At 67.9% G+C, this 14,822-nt stretch carries 16 protein-coding genes; 4 read left to right on the top strand and 12 right to left on the bottom strand.

The window, feature by feature from the left end:
• Positions 1-217: 217 nt before the first annotated feature.
• Positions 218-1,423 carry an MFS transporter gene (locus BS329_RS38805; protein WP_076168246.1) on the top strand — a complete coding sequence of 402 codons (1,206 nt, stop codon included), beginning with the start codon at positions 218-220 and terminating at the stop codon, positions 1,421-1,423.
• A gap of 131 nt (positions 1,424-1,554) precedes the next feature.
• On the opposite strand, the gene BS329_RS45315 is transcribed toward BS329_RS38805, so the two are convergent.
• Positions 1,555-1,689 carry a hypothetical protein gene (locus tag BS329_RS45315; protein WP_279628251.1) on the bottom strand — a complete coding sequence of 45 codons (135 nt, stop codon included), beginning with the start codon at positions 1,687-1,689 and terminating at the stop codon, positions 1,555-1,557.
• Between the two features lie 274 nt (positions 1,690-1,963).
• Here BS329_RS45315 and BS329_RS38800 point away from each other — a divergent pair, with 274 nt between their 5' ends.
• Both BS329_RS38800 and BS329_RS38795 read left to right on the top strand, forming a co-directional pair.
• Positions 1,964-3,310 (top strand): GGDEF domain-containing protein, encoded by a 1,347-nt coding sequence (locus BS329_RS38800; protein WP_158075879.1) that lies wholly within the window; start codon positions 1,964-1,966, stop codon positions 3,308-3,310.
• A gap of 281 nt (positions 3,311-3,591) precedes the next feature.
• A complete protein-coding gene (locus BS329_RS38795; protein WP_143253402.1) occupies positions 3,592-3,960 on the top strand; it encodes a hypothetical protein in 369 nt (122 codons plus the stop codon).
• Positions 3,961-4,057: 97 nt separating this feature from the next.
• Here the strand turns inward: BS329_RS38795 and BS329_RS38790 are convergent, their stop codons facing one another.
• The 4 genes from BS329_RS38790 to BS329_RS38775 all read right to left on the bottom strand — a co-directional run bounded on the left by BS329_RS38790 (position 4,058) and on the right by BS329_RS38775 (position 7,900).
• Entirely contained in the window at positions 4,058-4,378 is a 321-nt protein-coding gene (locus tag BS329_RS38790) for a hypothetical protein (RefSeq protein ID WP_143253401.1), read from the bottom strand.
• 744 nt (positions 4,379-5,122) lie between these two features.
• Positions 5,123-6,370 (bottom strand): MAB_1171c family putative transporter, encoded by a 1,248-nt coding sequence (locus tag BS329_RS38785; protein ID WP_076168239.1) that lies wholly within the window; start codon positions 6,368-6,370, stop codon positions 5,123-5,125.
• Between the two features lie 2 nt (positions 6,371-6,372).
• Positions 6,373-6,969, bottom strand: a complete 597-nt coding sequence (locus BS329_RS38780) for a hypothetical protein (RefSeq protein ID WP_143253400.1) — start codon at positions 6,967-6,969, stop codon at positions 6,373-6,375.
• A 370-nt stretch (positions 6,970-7,339) separates the two neighbouring features.
• Positions 7,340-7,900, bottom strand: coding sequence for a hypothetical protein (locus BS329_RS38775; protein ID WP_143253399.1), 561 nt, complete (start codon positions 7,898-7,900; stop codon positions 7,340-7,342).
• A 453-nt stretch (positions 7,901-8,353) separates the two neighbouring features.
• Here BS329_RS38775 and BS329_RS43655 point away from each other — a divergent pair, with 453 nt between their 5' ends.
• Positions 8,354-8,524 carry a hypothetical protein gene (locus BS329_RS43655; RefSeq protein ID WP_158075877.1) on the top strand — a complete coding sequence of 57 codons (171 nt, stop codon included), beginning with the start codon at positions 8,354-8,356 and terminating at the stop codon, positions 8,522-8,524.
• A 53-nt stretch (positions 8,525-8,577) separates the two neighbouring features.
• On the opposite strand, the gene BS329_RS38770 is transcribed toward BS329_RS43655, so the two are convergent.
• The 7 genes from BS329_RS38770 to BS329_RS38740 form a co-directional block, all read right to left on the bottom strand.
• Entirely contained in the window at positions 8,578-8,862 is a 285-nt protein-coding gene (locus BS329_RS38770) for a hypothetical protein (RefSeq protein ID WP_076168233.1), read from the bottom strand.
• Between the two features lie 444 nt (positions 8,863-9,306).
• Entirely contained in the window at positions 9,307-9,684 is a 378-nt protein-coding gene (locus BS329_RS38765; RefSeq protein WP_076168231.1) for a hypothetical protein, read from the bottom strand.
• Positions 9,678-10,010 (bottom strand): hypothetical protein, encoded by a 333-nt coding sequence (locus BS329_RS38760; protein WP_143253398.1) that lies wholly within the window; start codon positions 10,008-10,010, stop codon positions 9,678-9,680. The genes BS329_RS38765 and BS329_RS38760 overlap by 7 nt, the downstream gene beginning before the upstream one ends.
• A 105-nt stretch (positions 10,011-10,115) precedes the next feature.
• Complete coding sequence (locus BS329_RS38755) at positions 10,116-11,354, bottom strand: helix-turn-helix domain-containing protein (protein ID WP_076168227.1); 1,239 nt, start codon at positions 11,352-11,354, stop codon at positions 10,116-10,118.
• 225 nt (positions 11,355-11,579) lie between these two features.
• The gene (locus BS329_RS38750) at positions 11,580-12,560 is read right to left on the bottom strand and encodes a class I SAM-dependent methyltransferase (protein WP_076168225.1); all 981 of its coding nucleotides are present in this window, start codon (positions 12,558-12,560) and stop codon (positions 11,580-11,582) included.
• Positions 12,561-12,717: 157 nt separating this feature from the next.
• Entirely contained in the window at positions 12,718-13,521 is an 804-nt protein-coding gene (locus tag BS329_RS38745) for an SAM-dependent methyltransferase (protein ID WP_076168223.1), read from the bottom strand.
• 7 nt (positions 13,522-13,528) lie between these two features.
• On the bottom strand, positions 13,529-14,137 hold the full coding sequence (locus BS329_RS38740; RefSeq protein ID WP_143253397.1) for a hypothetical protein: 609 nt from the start codon (positions 14,135-14,137) through the stop codon (positions 13,529-13,531).
• Between the last annotated feature and the right edge of the window lie 685 nt (positions 14,138-14,822).

Genomic DNA, 14,822 nt, shown 5'->3' with positions numbered 1-14,822 from the left:
GCAACCGTGCGTAATCAGTCAAGGGCGGTAGAGTGAATCACCTAAATGGTAGTCACCGTTGTCCTACTCGCGGTTACGCTCGCTGCGGGGCGATTCGTGACAAGCGAAATACGCAGGGTGGGGATCAATGGCACGTCAGCAAGGGGAGGGGTCTGCCCTAAGGCTGCCGCGATCGGGAGAGTTTCCGGCTCTCTGGATCAGCGAAGCGGCGTCCACGGTGGGCGACCAGCTGGCCAAAGTCGCGGTCGCGTTGCTCGTGTTCGACCGGACGGGCTCGGCGGGCTGGGCCGGTGCCGCCTACGCGGCCACCTTCCTGGCGCCGCTGCTCGTCGGCCCGCTGCTGGCCGGGCTCGCGGACCGATATCCGCGCCGGGCGCTCATGGTGATCTGCTGCACGCTGCAAGGCCTGATCATCGCGGTCATGGCGATTCCCGGGGTGCCGCTGCTCGTCCTGCTCGCCGGGGTGATGTGCGTGGCGGTGTTGCAGATCCCGGTCAAGGGCGCGCAAGGCGCGACCATCCTGCACGTGCTGTCAGATTACCGGGTCGATCACCATGGGATCGCGCCAGACGACGACGCCCGGATGGCGCTCAACGGGGCAGGCCGGGCGCGGCTGCTGCTGGTCCGTGAGGTCGGGCAGCTGGCGGGGCTCGGCGGCGGCGCCGCGGTGGTACTCGCGATCGGCACGACGTGGGCTCTGGTGATCGACGCGGTGACGTTCGCCGTCGCGGCCGTGGTGCTCAGGGTCTGGCTACGGGCGCGGCCGGCGAGCGCGCCCGGGACGTCGACGGGGTTCGGGGCGTTCGCCGAACTCGGCGGGCAGCTGCGCGCGTTCGGGCGGCAGGTCAGGCACGACGGGCTGACGCGGGCCCTGGTCGTCGCCGTGGCGCTGATCGGGTTCACGGCGGCGCCGGACGCCGTGGTGGTGCCGCTCGCCGACGAACTCGGCGCCGGTCGCTGGGCGGTCGGCTGGCTGCTGGCGGCCGACTGCGTCGGGTTCATCGCCGGGTCGACGTGGCTGGAACGGCAGATCGGGGACCGGAAACAGCGCCTGATCGTGCCGCTCGCGCTGGTGAGCATGATCCCGCTGGCGGCGTTCTGGGTGAGCCTGCACTCCCTCGCGGTCGTCCTGGCCCTCCTCATCGTTTCCGGTTTCGGGGCCACGTATTACTCACCCGCCGTAGCCACACTCACGGAGCGTGTCGACGGGGGAATCGCGGGCACAACGAATGGCCTAATCAACACCCTGCTTCGGGCGAGTCAGGGCATAGGTGCGCTCACGGCCGGTATTCTCGCGGAGGTTTCTTCCGCCGTGATGGCCGTTGCGATCCTGGGCACAACGGGGGTACTCCTGACAGGAGTGTGTTCCGTCCAATGGCGACGGTCCAATGTGCTGCTACAGCCTGTCAGGAGACCCGCGTAGTGGGTACTTCTCAGGTCTCGCGGTCGCCGAGCGTGTGGAAGGTTTCACGGTCACCAGGCACGATATTCATAGGTTTCTCCAGGTCACGACAGGGGATCAAGGAGCACACTGGACAGACTGCGGCGGTTCGCTCAGGTCTCGCGGTCGCCGAGGTGGAAGGTTTCACGGTCGCCACGAATGAGCAGCGTCATTGGTTTTTCTCCAGTCAACGTAAAGGAACGGGAATAGGGGAACAGTTCGGTACCGAACGAATCGTCAGGTTTCACGATCTCCGCGCGAGGGCATGGATCACCTCCCGCGCTGATCGGTGAGCGAAGGGGGAAAAAGAGCATGAAGAAATTCCGGGTCGTGGTGGGCCCGGCAAAAATGGCATCGTCACCACCTCCGCGAGTAGGCAGTCCCGCGGTTCGGGAACCAGAAAGACCGGGAGGATCGGCCTCTCTGAACGCCCTGAGGGTAATGGCTGCCCTGTGGACGTGTCTCACTCGTGTGGTGGAACAGGTGGGGTATTGCGCCCGTGTCGTTACCCACCCCCGCTCGATGTGGCAGTTGTGGAGCTGGGGACGACGCCCGGTCACCTGGGCCCTGATCGCGGAACCAGTGGTCCTGGCCCTGATCGCGGTCGCGTCGACCCGGGCGTTCGCGATCGGGATCACCAGCGCGGACTGGGAGCACTTCGGCTGGCTGGCGCTTGGCGCGTTGATCTACCTCGTCGCGACCAACGTCGCGGCGGAACGTCGTCGTGGCCGCGATGGCAGCGCCACGCACGTCGACCACACCTCGCTCGTGTTCTTCGTCGCGGCGGTGCTGCTGCCCGTGCCGCTCACGATCGCGCTGGTGGTCCTGGTCCGCACTCACCGGTGGTGGATCGCCCGTAAACCGCTGTTCAAGTTCGTCCACTCGACGGTCTCGATCGGCTTGTCGGTCGTGAGCGTGCACGCGGTGACCGAATGGACCCCGGTGTCGTCCTGGACGCCGGGAACCACGGACCTCGCGCCCGTGGGTATCGGGCTCGCGGCGGCGGTCGGGGCCTACTTCGCCGCGCAGGCGGTGATGGTCGGCGCGGCGCGCGGGCTGGCCTCGGACTTGTGGGATCAGCCGCGCTCGCAGCGGCCGCCGGACTGGCGGCGGCTCCTGAGGCTGGACATGTTCGGCACGGTCCGCGACAACGTCGAGATCGTCGTCGTCCTGCTGATCGCGATGACCATCACGTGCTCTGCGGCGCTCTGGCCTCCGCTGGCGCTGCTGGTCGCCCCGATCGGAATCTGCATCACGATCGTCATGCACCAGCTCGAACATCTGTGGCGATCGTCCTCCATCGACAGCCGGACCGGCCTGCTTCGCCCGGAGGCCTTCACCGAGCAGGCGGCGAAGATCCTGGCCCGCGCGGCACGCTCAGGCTCGCCGACCTCGGTCATGGTGATCGACCTGGACCATTTCAAGCTGGTCAACGACACCTGGGGGCACCTGGTCGGCGACCACGTCCTAGCCGACGTGGCGGGGGAGCTGCGGCGATCGGCGCGGGCCGGTGACGTGCTGTGCCGGTGGGGCGGTGAGGAGATGGTCATCCTGCTGCCCGACACCGGTATCGAGGAGGCCGTCGTCGTCGCCGAACGGATCCGCGGCGCCGTCGAGGTCCTGAAGATCCCGATCACCCGCGCGGCGGGCGGAGATCCGTGGGTGATGGGCGGTGCGACGGACGCCGACGGACGCCGGCGACCGGAGGAAGTACGGACCGTCTCCATCGGCGTGGCGGCCATGCCGGAACACGGAACCGCGCTCGACGAGGCGATGAAGATCGCCGACGACGAGGTGTACCGGGCCAAGGAGAACGGCCGCAACCGGGTGTGCGCGCCCAGGCGCGCACGAACCGCGACGGCCATGTAGAGACCGCGACCGCGCAGGCCCGCGCGGTGATGCAGCCTGGATCACCTCCGACGGGTGATCCAGGCTGCATCACCGGCCGCCTGCCCGATCGCCCAGTCGCCGCGCGCACGGCAACCCTCCCCCCTCATGCCGTGCGCGCGGCTCCCCGGAAGTCGGCATCTATCGCGACCCTGTTTGCCCTTCTACTACGGCTGCGATATATACGCACGGTGCAAGGTGCCGAACCGCAGTTCACCGGACACGTCATGCCGGTCTTGGTGACGGCGGAATGTCCTGACGACGTGGACGTCGCCGCGCTCGGCCAGCTCGTCGCCGACGCGGTCACAGTGGCGTCCGTGCCGATGGCCGCAGACGTCGCGCTGATCCCCGTCGATCCGGGTGAGCAGGTGCAGGTCACCGCCTATGCACGGCGTACCGGTCAGCCGACGCCGGGCCGGATGATCTCCTTCGCCGTCGCGCTCCATGTGGACCCGGGCACCACCTCAGAGGACGTCGCCGAGCTCACGACGGTGGCGTATCAGGCGATCGCGGCGCAGGTCGACGCGGCACATGCGGACTCAATCCGGATGGCAATTCTTCCGCTGGACGAGGAGCGCTTCGAGCGCGCGGTGCACAAGGCAACAACTTTCTTCCGAACTGGTGCCAGCTAGCACCTGTGGATGCCAACTAACGCCCCTCGGCAGCATCTGCGGGACTGTGCCTGTGAGAGCTATCTGTCACATGTGATCGATAGGCGTCATCAACGCTTCAAGAGTCGCCGAGGATGCGAGCCGCGCGGGCGTCCGTTAGGACCGAGTTCGACTCCGGATCCAACGAGGCTCTGGTTACCGTGCCAGGACGAGGCGGCTGGCGCTCGTCGACCAAGGCGGCATGCACCAGACCCGCCGCTGCCACGCGCTCGCGCACGATCTCCACCTCTTCGTCGGTGCGGCCGGACACGTCGATCGGTGCGAACACATCTTCGGGGCCGTAGCCCTGTGCGCGCACCGCAGCCAGTGCGGATGACAGAGTGGCGTCGACCTGCTCAGCGAACGACTGCTTCGGGTCAAACGGCTGATGTCCCAACATGAGGAAGAACGTACTTTGAGCTGATGCGTCACGAACGGGTGAACCCATCGTCTCGGCCTCCGGTCCCTTTATTTGCAGACAGCGGTCGGTCATATCTGGTGACAGGTGCACCTCACAGCTGAGCAATCAGCCAGTCGGCAGAGGCACTATCTGTGACAACTACGATTCACTGTCACAGGGACTTCACCGCACACAGCGCGTGCGAATAGGCCGTTATACACCACCGAAGGGCGGTGTGAACCAGGCTGCACTATCAAGCTGAACAGAGGCATCACCAGGTCATGGACGGGCAGCGGCGAAGGCCTCCGCCAACATCTCCGCCCCGGTCGGCCGGAGAGGCTAATCCCCGGAACGGCCCGCGAGCGAGCGAGGACCTCGCCGGAAAGGCCCTTGGGCCTGCGATCAGCGTGGGCCACGGCGCTCGTCCGCGACATAAGCGCGACATCACCGGGCCACGGATGCGGGACACTGAGCAAATGACTGATATCGGGCTACGCGAGCGGATCGGATACTGGTCTACCGAGCGACCGAAACCGCACGCACTCGACAGGACTGCCTGGACGTAGCGGATGCGATTCTCTTGGTAACCTGGCTACCCCGGACAGCGACGTGAACGACGCGATCGGGGAGGCCATCCCCCGCGCTGACCAGCTGTAACAGGTTATGACGACTCTGTCGGTAGGGCGCAGTCGGGGTGGTAGCCGAGCGCGAGCTGATCGATCAAGCCGTGCTTGGTCGCGCCGGTCAGGGTTTCGTGGCCCGGGGCCGCCATCCGGGCGGCCGGGTGCGGACTTCGCTGTCACGGCAGAGGTCCGCGCGGATCTCCCTGACGAGCGCGTTGTCGGTGTAGGCGCGGGCGACGCGGGCGAGGAGGCGGGCCTCGGTGAGGGTGGTGCGCTGTAGCCCGGGGCAGGGTTCCGGCTGCCGGACGTCGCCCGCGCGGTCGTAGCGGCGGCCGTGGCGGTAGCCGTCAATCGCGGTCGCGAGCACCGCGGCCTCACGGATGGCTCCCCAGCTATCGCCGCCGGAGATCCAGATTCCCGCGCGGCCGCGCCTCGACTGCTTGCTCTCCTCGGCGACGCGGCGCGCGGCGTCGGGGTGAACGTGCGGGCGCAGGCGCATCTGCGCGTCCCGGATCTCGATCACCTGCCGATACAGCCGCATCCGGACCGGCAGCCGATCGTCGGGGAGAGCAAGCTCAGGCAGGACGTCGATGACGGCCTGATGCAGCGGTTCGAGCCGTCGCAGAAGCCTCCGGGCCAGGGGAGCGGTGCACGCCCGGGTCACCGGTGCCGCCCAGCTGGTATAGGTGGCGCCGATGGTGATCAGCAGTATTGCCGCCCCACTGAGCAGTTCGGCGATCAGCGAGAACACCGTAGCCACCGCCGGGAACCCGCCTGATCCGAGCCAGACCGAGAACAGGACGTAGAAGACCCAGAGGACCCAGATCACCGCGACGGTGACACCACTGGTGGTGAGTGTCAGGGAGCGGTGGAGCAGGGCTCCGGTGTCCTCACGCCGGACGTACCGGCCGATCAGGATGTGGCTGCGGACCAATGCCCACAACAGATATGAGAGATAGACCAGGGTCGCGGTGGCGTGCAGAACGTCGCCGTCCGCGACGGCGGCGCCCGGCACCGTGAGGTGGGGATTCGCGCTGGCGGCGGTCGCGAGGGACACCGCGCCGATGAGCACGGCGGCCATACCGAGAAGCGGCCTCGGGGTGGGCGCGCCGGCGATCCGGACGGCGACGGTGTGCAGGCAAGCGGCGCCGAGCATCGCGCAGCAATGCGCGATCCACGGCATGAGGTACGGCTGTCCGGGCAGGACGATGATCCGCGCGGGAATCCCGATGGCCCCGCCGAACCCGCCGAGCGCACCGGCGAAATACAGCATCGTCGCGCGTTCGGCTCCCGCGCGCAGGGCCTCGCGCACCTTCGCGACGGCAGCGGCGAGGGACAGCACGGCGGCGACGACGGTGAGGACCTCCATCCTCAGCGGGCCGTCCCGCCGAAGAGGATCCTCAGCCGGTTGACGGCGGGGTCCTCGCGGGGCTGTGCCCAGTAGTCCGCGAGGTGCCCGATCTGGTCCATCACCGCCCCGGCGAAATCCTCGGCCTCCCGCTCGTGGTCGTTGTCGTAGACGGTCCGGCCGAGGAGGCGGCGGATCAGGTCGGAGCTCAGGTGAGGCGCCAGGATGGGCGCGTACTCGCGGACCATGTCATCGACCGAGTCGGGCAGGGCCTTGTGGTGCTCCAGAAGGATGTGCCCTAGCTCGTGGACGATGATGTGGGTCCGGTGATGGACCGTGGACGTCCGCGGATACACGATGAAGTACCGATCGGGGGTGGCCACCGCCATGCCGCACGGCAGCGCGCCGTCGAGGTCGGCCGCGCGCACCTCGATCCGTCGGTCAACCCGGTCGGCGACGGCGCCGATGAGGACGTCGAGGCTGTACATCGGCGGAAGACCCAAGGCCGCCAGTGCCAGGCACGGACGGCGCTGCGAGGTGTGCAGGGGGGCCTCGCTGGCCGTGCTGCCGGACAGGACATGCACCGGCGGCCGCACCCGCTCATAACTACGGTAAGTCACTTTCATCCCCCTTACGTCCGAACGGGTGACAACTCTTCGGAGGCTGCGAGGTGGCCAGTCAGGGCAACCATGGGGCAATAATTACGAAGAGTGCACCTAAGCGTTGTAGCAGAATTGGCAACGAGTAGCCGCCCTCAAGAGCGATAACGCGGTATCGCTCCACTCTAATGGCTGAACCGTTATCACTCAATGTCGCATGTTTCGCCCTGACAGCTACGTGTCAACCGATCGAAATAAGAACAGAGGTTCGATTACCCAAGGTAGCCTTACTGCTGCTCAGTTGATCTACGTCCGGTGATGCAGCCTGGATCAGAGGAGAGCGCCGGACCGAGGAACGACCCGGCGCCGGAGCCGAACTCTCCGGGCGCGTTCAGGACTCGCGACGGGGCGGCCGGAACGCGGGAAGGGGGACGGCCTTCGCTCGACTGTCACGCGCGCTGTCCGCGGCGTCCGACTCGGCTTTGATCTGCTGGACCGCAGCGAGCATCTTTTTCGCCTGCTCAGGGGTGAAGTCACCGAGGTCGCGGCGGAGAACCTGAGTGTCCTCATCGTTGAGGTATTTGGTCACATTGCGCAGCGCGATGACGTCCGCGATCTCCTTCATGATCGTGCGGTGCGCCTCGTCGTCGGTGAAGAACTCCTTGGCCACCGCGAAGAACGCAGCCACGTGCGGCAGCTGCCACTCGGTGGGCAGGTTGTTCAAGGCCGGGTTGAACCACTTGCTGACCAACTGCCGGGAGACCGGGTCCTCGGTAGCAGCGGATACGTGCCGAGCGATCTCCCCCAGTGAATGCTCGGAGCCGTCCGGCTTCAACACCGTGGCGCGAAGGTCGATGAGCCGCTTCTTGATCTTGGCATTCCACACACCGCGCTCGGACATCCTGCCCTCGGCCACGCCCTGCCTCTGCCTTCCCGCTTGCTCTTCGGACATTCCCCAGCCCCCAGTATAGTGTGACCTGGATCACAGCGATGTTACGCAAGGTTGACAGCGCCGCGACCTGATCTAAGCTTGCCCCCAGGCGATGGTAACCGCACTTAACAACGCAGATCCAGACCGTCGCAGAGATAAGCCATCTGGGCCACAAGCCGGTGCTCCGCATGGAGAACGCCGGTACCGCCCAGATGCGATGGCCGAGTGGCCCCGCTGATCGGGAGGACCCCGGCGCATCCGATGCTTGGGGGCGTCCAGTGTCGGGGCGATTAGCAGGGAAGGGCCGACGTCAGGGCCCAGCAGGGGAGCGGTTCGGGCAGAGCCGCCCCCTGTTCACTCGCGCCAATCCGCGAGGGGGAATGCGCGGCCCGCACGACCGAGGAGACGCACATGGGGGAAAGCAGCAGACGTGAGGACTCCGAGAACTCACGTCGAGACCGGTTCACACAGTCGGTGAGGAGACAGGCCGACGCCGTCGCGCCGTGGCTGATCGACCGGGCAGACCTCGAGGAACTGGCCCGGCTGATGCCGGATCTCTCGGCGACCCTGATAGCTCAGATCATGGGCGTCGAGGTGGCACCCGTCGCCGCCGAGACCGAGCACAGGACCCCGTCACACGGGTGATGCAGGCTGGATCACCGGGTAGGGAAGAAGAGTTCCAGGCAGCGGGCCCTGGTCTACTTCTGCACCTCAGCACGGTTCTGACGCTCGATAAGTTCGTCCACCGTGTGGGGCTCGTCCCTGTTCTTCCACCAGACCATCAGAGAAAACGACGGGATCAAGATGCCGAGGCTGATCGCCAGTTCGTAGAATTTTTGCCACGCTTGCGCAGAGTCGACGAAGAACAAGACCACGAGTGGCAACAGCACGAACACCCACATCACCGAGAACCATCCAACGGCCCGGCCGTACATGGACCACCAGGTCACCTTCTGGTAGGCCGACTGGTTGTACCGAGTCACTGGCCGCAATGACACGCTGACCCACAGCCTCGGCAGATGGTACGGGAACCGTCTTTTCGCACGGTGCACTGACATCGTGGTCGTAGCTCATCGGGTGTCTGCGCCCGAGAAAGCTCAGCGCTACGTTATGTGCGAACTTTCGCATGCTGGACAATCCACCGCCCTTCTAAAGAACCGCGAACCTGACAGCTGTCAATCCACTCCTGTGCCAACAGGAACACGTAGTGACGCTGGATCGGCCTTGGCGGGGGCTGGACGAACCCGGCAACACGGCGCGCACGTAGCCGCTACAACTCGCTAGCCGAATCGCGTGCAGCCACACAGGTGATCCAGGCTGGATCAGTCCTGTGATGCAGGCTGGATCAGCATTGGCTAGTGCCGGATCGGGGCCCACCGTGGTGCACGATGAGCATTTTTGGGGTGTACGGGCCAGTGAGGGCTTGGTCATTCATGGTCACCGCCGGTGAGCAAGGTGGCGTCGGGGTGCGCCGTGGTCCACCACCGTGCCCACTCGGCGACGGCGCCCGGGGTGATGGGGCCGAGTTCCTGGGTGGTGACGTCCTGGTGGAAGCGGCGCGCGGCAACGTAGGCGGCGGTGCGGGAAGCGAACCGCAACGGCAGGTAGAACCCCACGTCGGCGAGGAACGCGTGCCAGGCGCGGAGATCGAGCAGCAACCCGATCGGGTGGGCGTTCCCGCCGATCCGCGCCGACACGGACGGGAAGATCCGCACACCGCCCACACTGGTGGCGGTGATCGTGGCCTCCATGCCGTCGCCGAGATCGACGGTGATCAGGGTGTCCCCGGCCACGAGGTTCACCATGGGTCCTGCTCGCCGAGCTGGGCGATCTCGGCGTGCACCGAGCAGTAGAGCCGTTCCTCCACTCGTCCCGTGCCGGGATCCAGCAGCAGCCGGTGCCACCACGCTTGCCGGGGCCGGTGCTGGGTGTCACCACGCTCGATGGCCTCCGCGCAGATTCCGCAGCAGAGTCGGGAAGGGTGGACTGCTGCTACCCAGCGGGGGATCCCGGGCAGCAGCAGCCCCTCGGCGGCCTCGGGCACGTGTGGCCACAGCAGGTCGAAGACGTCCCCGACCGTCATCGGTGCGGGCCCGCCCCGGTGGCCGGGGCTTGTCGGAGGTGTCGTCATGCCGCCGCCCTCCACTCCCGGGATCTGCGTCTGATTGACGTCTCGGGCAACGACGCTAATGCGGTGGAGGACTGCGACCTTGACGGCTGGTCAAGCCCTGGGGATTTAACCCGTTAGGCCCAGGCGGTAGGCCAGTCCACGAAGTTGGGGGCCGCCCGCTTCCCGATAGGCCTCGTCGAGCAGTTCCCCGGTGACCGCCCGCGCCCAGACGGAGGTGTGGACCCGTTGCGGTGCAGCGTGTTCCGCGGCCACCAGCGTTGTCACGGCAGCGGCGCGGCGGTGCGGGATCCTCGCCAGCGCACGGGCGTAGTCGATCCCCAAGGCGGCGCGGCGTTCCGGCGATCCGATCGCCGCGAAGTCCAGCTGGTCCCCGACCTGCGCCGCGCTCTCGAACTCGTGGCGTTCCAGCGCGTTCTTTAACTGGTAGGCGCGCACGTTGTTCGGGCCGAACGTGGCCACCAGTGGCCCGCACTCGCCCACCTGCTCGGCAAGCGTGCCCGCTTCGGCCAGCCGGTCGGCGGCCTCCTCTGCCCGGCCGGTGACCGACGCGGTCAGCGAGCTAGCCAGCAGCAGCGCCCCGTAGGCGGCCTGCGCCGGCTGATCGGTGATCTGCCCGCTCAGGCCTCGTGCCGCGTCGGTGGCCTCGCTGGCGATCCGGTAAGCGTGGTCGTGGGTGCCGGTCGGCAACAACGCGGTCACCTGGGAGAACGCGGCCAGGGCGGGCCACGCGCCGCCGAGTTCGGCCGCGACTTCCGCCGCGCGGTCGGCCGCGACCACGGCCTCCATCGGATATCCCAGGGCGAGAAAGTGCACGCTCGCCGACGCGCACGCCACGTGCAACGCCTCCAGCGCGCCGCGCCGCGCCGCGCCGCGCCGCGCCGTGGCGTCGGTGGCCACCAGGTGGTGCAGCTCCACCAGCAGCCCCGGCAGCAACCTACCCAGCGCGGTGAAATCGCAGGCGGTACGCAACCCCACCCCGCGTTGCACCGCCGCGGTGAGTTCGTCTGGGCCGCGTACCTGTCCACCGACGGCGGGCACCGCGCCCAGGACGGTGGACAGGTACGCCGCCCGCAGCGGCGCCACGGTGCCCTGTGCCGCCGCCAGGTCCGCGTCCTCGTGCCGTACCGGCTGGCCGAGCAGTTCCGCCGGAGATACCTCCAGCGCTTCGGCCAGCGCGGTGACCAGGCGACGGTCATCCAGTCTGCGTTCGCCTGTCTCCAGCCGGGACAGGTAGCTAGGGGTGATTCCGGCCAGCCCGGCGACGACCTCCTGCGATTTCCCCTGGATCGCCCGCAACCGGCGTAGATGCTTGCCCGGGTGCCACATGCTGCTGCCGGTGTCCATCGCGGTAACCCCTTTCGCCGAATCCGTGTTCTCCCCGCCGCAACCCCCGGCCGGTCGCAGGGCCGGGGGGTCGTCCGACCCCGGCGAAGAGATCCCCACCAGCGTGAACCACACCGACCCCGCTGGCAACGCCTGATAGCCCAGATCATGGGCGTCGAGCTGGCGCGCCTTTCTGTTCTGGTGGCGGTGATCCAGGCTGCATCAGTCCGGCTGACCGGAGCCGGGTCAGCCCACCACGAAACGGGTGCGGTACCGGTCGATCACCGATATGTGGGGCGGGTAGCTGAGGGGCGGGGAGCCGTCGAGCGGGTAGGCCGCGATGCCGACGTGCTTGTTACCCGCGGCCCTCCAGAGGCTGACGTGGTTGGCGAACCGGGCGCTGAGGGTGTCGGCGTAAGGGCCGTAGGCGGCTATGCCGATCTCGAACCGCCGCGGGTTGCCGGGGCATCCGGGCGGCGGTTCACGGCGCGTCAGGTAGGCGAAGGTGGTTTCTTCGACGAGCGTGGGAGTGCCGTCAGGGTTGGCCAGGGGAGCCAGCCAGGTACCCGTGCCGCCGGCGAGTCCGCAGGCGCCGGGCTCCCTGGCGGCGAGCCATAGCCACAGCTGGCCGAGTTCCTCGCCGTCCTCGATGGTGACACCGGTCCACAGCGATACGCCGGGAGGGTGGCCGAGGTGTCGGCCGAGGCGGCTCGGGTTGATCGTCTGATCTTGGTCCCATGTGAGCACGGGCCGCTCACCGGGGATGTCGAGGACCTGGCGGCGTTCGCCACGGTGGGGAAGCTGGTTGTGGGGGGTGGGGGTGCAGAGGCGGATGGTGACGGAATACAAGCAACGCCAGCCCGTGAAAACGACGCAGTGGGTGCCGCCGCGAAGCCGCAGCGCCACGACCAGGCGCCCGTGGTCGCTGAGCTGGCGTGTCCATGCGGGCGCGAGATCCCACCGTGGCCTGGTGACCACGATCCTGTCGTAGGGTGCGAGCGCGTCGGCTCGCCACCCTCCCGTGCCGTAGACGACGGTTCCAGTCTGCCCGGCGAGGACGGCGAGCTGGTCGGCGAGATGGCCGGGGCCGACTTCGCGGATCCGGTGGCCGGGCTCGACGGCGAGCTGATCAAGCAGCATCGCGAGCAGTCTGTTGTCCGGGCCTCCGCTGGCGCCGGTGGCCGAGTGTGCGGCGCGGTTGACGTCGCCGGGCGGGCGGTGGGGCATGTGGGGTGTTGCCCTCTTCGGCGGGGTCGGTGACGGGTTCACGCGTCGGCCCTCGCGGTGGTGCGTGTTCGCGCGGCCGCGACGTGGAGGAAGGGACCGTTGCCGTTGTTGCAAGCAGGCATCGGCCACGGCGTGCTGTGCGCTGGTTCGGGGCTGTTCATGACGTCCTCGACTCTCCCCGGCTACCGGATGATGCAGGCTGGATCAGCGTGTGCGACGGGCCGCGCCGCGGTGCCGGGGTGGTCTCTGCCGTTGGGGCGAGGTGGCTCCTCCCTGCGACGGCGTGGAGGAAACGGCCGCCGTTCGTCTGGAGCGGCACGCGGTCGAGGCCGCGCAGCCATCCTTCGAGGACGGCGCGGGGGCGGGCGATGGCAGGCGGGGTGACGTCCGGACACAGGCCGTGCGCGGCCGCGAGGCGGCGCCTGCCGTTCTGGTCTTCGGGGAGTGCGAGGTGGGACACCACGATGTAGCTGCCGGGGGCGAGGGCGTTGAGGTAGTGGGCCACGATCTCGCCGGGGCGCTGGATGTTGGGGATGTGGTGGAAGGCGGCGGTGGCGAGTAGGAGGAGTGGTTTGCCGAGGTCGAGGGTGTTTCTCACGGTGGTGCTGGCGAGGATGGCGCCGGGGTCGCGCAGGTCGGCTTCGAGGATCGCGGGCAGGGCACTAGCCCGGTAGCTGCGCCTGCGGGCTTCGGTGCGGCGCTGCCGCTCCCGCACGCTGACGACGATGGGGTCATTGTCGACGGCGACCTCGCGGATACCGAGCCCGGCGGGATGGTTCTGGTCCCCGTCGGCGGTGGGCATCCCACAACCGAGATGGAGGACCTGGGTGACGCCGGCGGCGAGGGCGAGTGCCCGGACTTCGGCGGTGATCAGCTGGTTCCGGCGGGTGATCTCGTCGCCGAACAGGAGATGGCGGACGATGTTGTCGACGTCGCTGAGGTGATGGGGTTTCCTGCTCATGTCGACCTCACGTGCTCCGGAGGTGACGGGGATCTTGCAGCTCGAAACGGTCGACGACGTCCAGTTCGTAGCAGGCTGCCGGGGGGTTCTGGCGGACGCGGGCAAGGACGATCGTGCGGACCAGCATGTCGGCGTGGCTGGGCTGGACGTGTCGTAACGCACTGGCGAAGTCGTCGGTGTCCAGGTCGCGGGTGGCGCAGACGAGCGCCATATGGCCGGGCCGGGTGTCGTAGCCGATCGAATCGGGCCCGCACACGTGGCGGATGGCCTCGCGGACCTCGTGGACGAAGAGGTTGAACGGCTCCGGCGGGTGGGAGTCGAGCGTGATCCCGCCCCGTCCGATGACAGGGGACCCCATCATCAGCGAGAAGGCCGACCAGGCACCGCACAAGCCCATCAGTTCCTTGACCAATATCTCCACGGTGTCGTCGCCGACCGGTGGCGCGTCGAAAAGGAGGTGGTTGACCGGCTGGATCGTCAGGTGCAGGGCAGCGTCCGGGACGGGGCTCAACCCGTCAATCGGGCGCACGAACGTGCGGACGCGGTCGACGAGCCTCGCCAGCGGGGTCCCCGTGCCGGGCGCGGCGTCGCGGTCGAGGTCGGGGAGAGCAAGCACGGTGAGTTCCTCGTGCCCGTCAGGCCAGGGTGTCTCAAAAGCCTTCTTCATGAGGGTGCGTGAATTCCCTTACCGGCGGAATTGGATGTGAGTGGCGTTGGCGGAGGCCTCGTGCGCGACGATCCGGGGCTGCTCTGTGCGCGTGACGATGGGCGCTCGGCCGATTTTCGGCGCGTGTCGCTCGAGTTCGCGCCACCGGGAGGGGATGGGTCGGTCGCTGCTTGGGGGTTGTGGCTCTGTCGTCCAGTCGAGATCGGGTGTGCCGGGTTCCAGCCTGCGGTGCTGGTCGGCGACCTGGCTGCCGATCGTCGGCCAGCGTGAGCGTGTCGCGTGTGGAGTCGGCTGGGAGGTGGGCTCGGATTCTGTGCTGCTCATGCCGGGGCCTTCGTTGGTGCGTCCGTTGTGGCGGTGGCTTTCCGCGCGTCGACAGCGTGGAGCAAAAGGTCGAGCGCGGCGTCTGCGCCGGTGTTGCCGCTTGTACCCCTGCCCCAGCGGAGGACGCGGACGCTGCTGCACCAACGGCTGCGGACGGCGCTGACGTTCCGTTCCGGTGGTTGTGCGGGCCCGGTTCGCCCGGTGTAGGTCATGCCGTTCTCGATTCTCTGGACAGGGCCCGGGTGATGCAGGCTGGATCACCTGGGCGGGGGCGAAGGGGCCGGGTGGGCGGGCCCGCCTCTGGGGAGGG

It is taken from the genome of Amycolatopsis coloradensis (assembly GCF_001953865.1).
Taxonomy (GTDB): domain Bacteria; phylum Actinomycetota; class Actinomycetes; order Mycobacteriales; family Pseudonocardiaceae; genus Amycolatopsis; species Amycolatopsis coloradensis.
The sequence above is the reverse complement of the archived record's forward strand: the minus strand, read 5'-3'. Positions and strand labels throughout refer to the sequence as shown.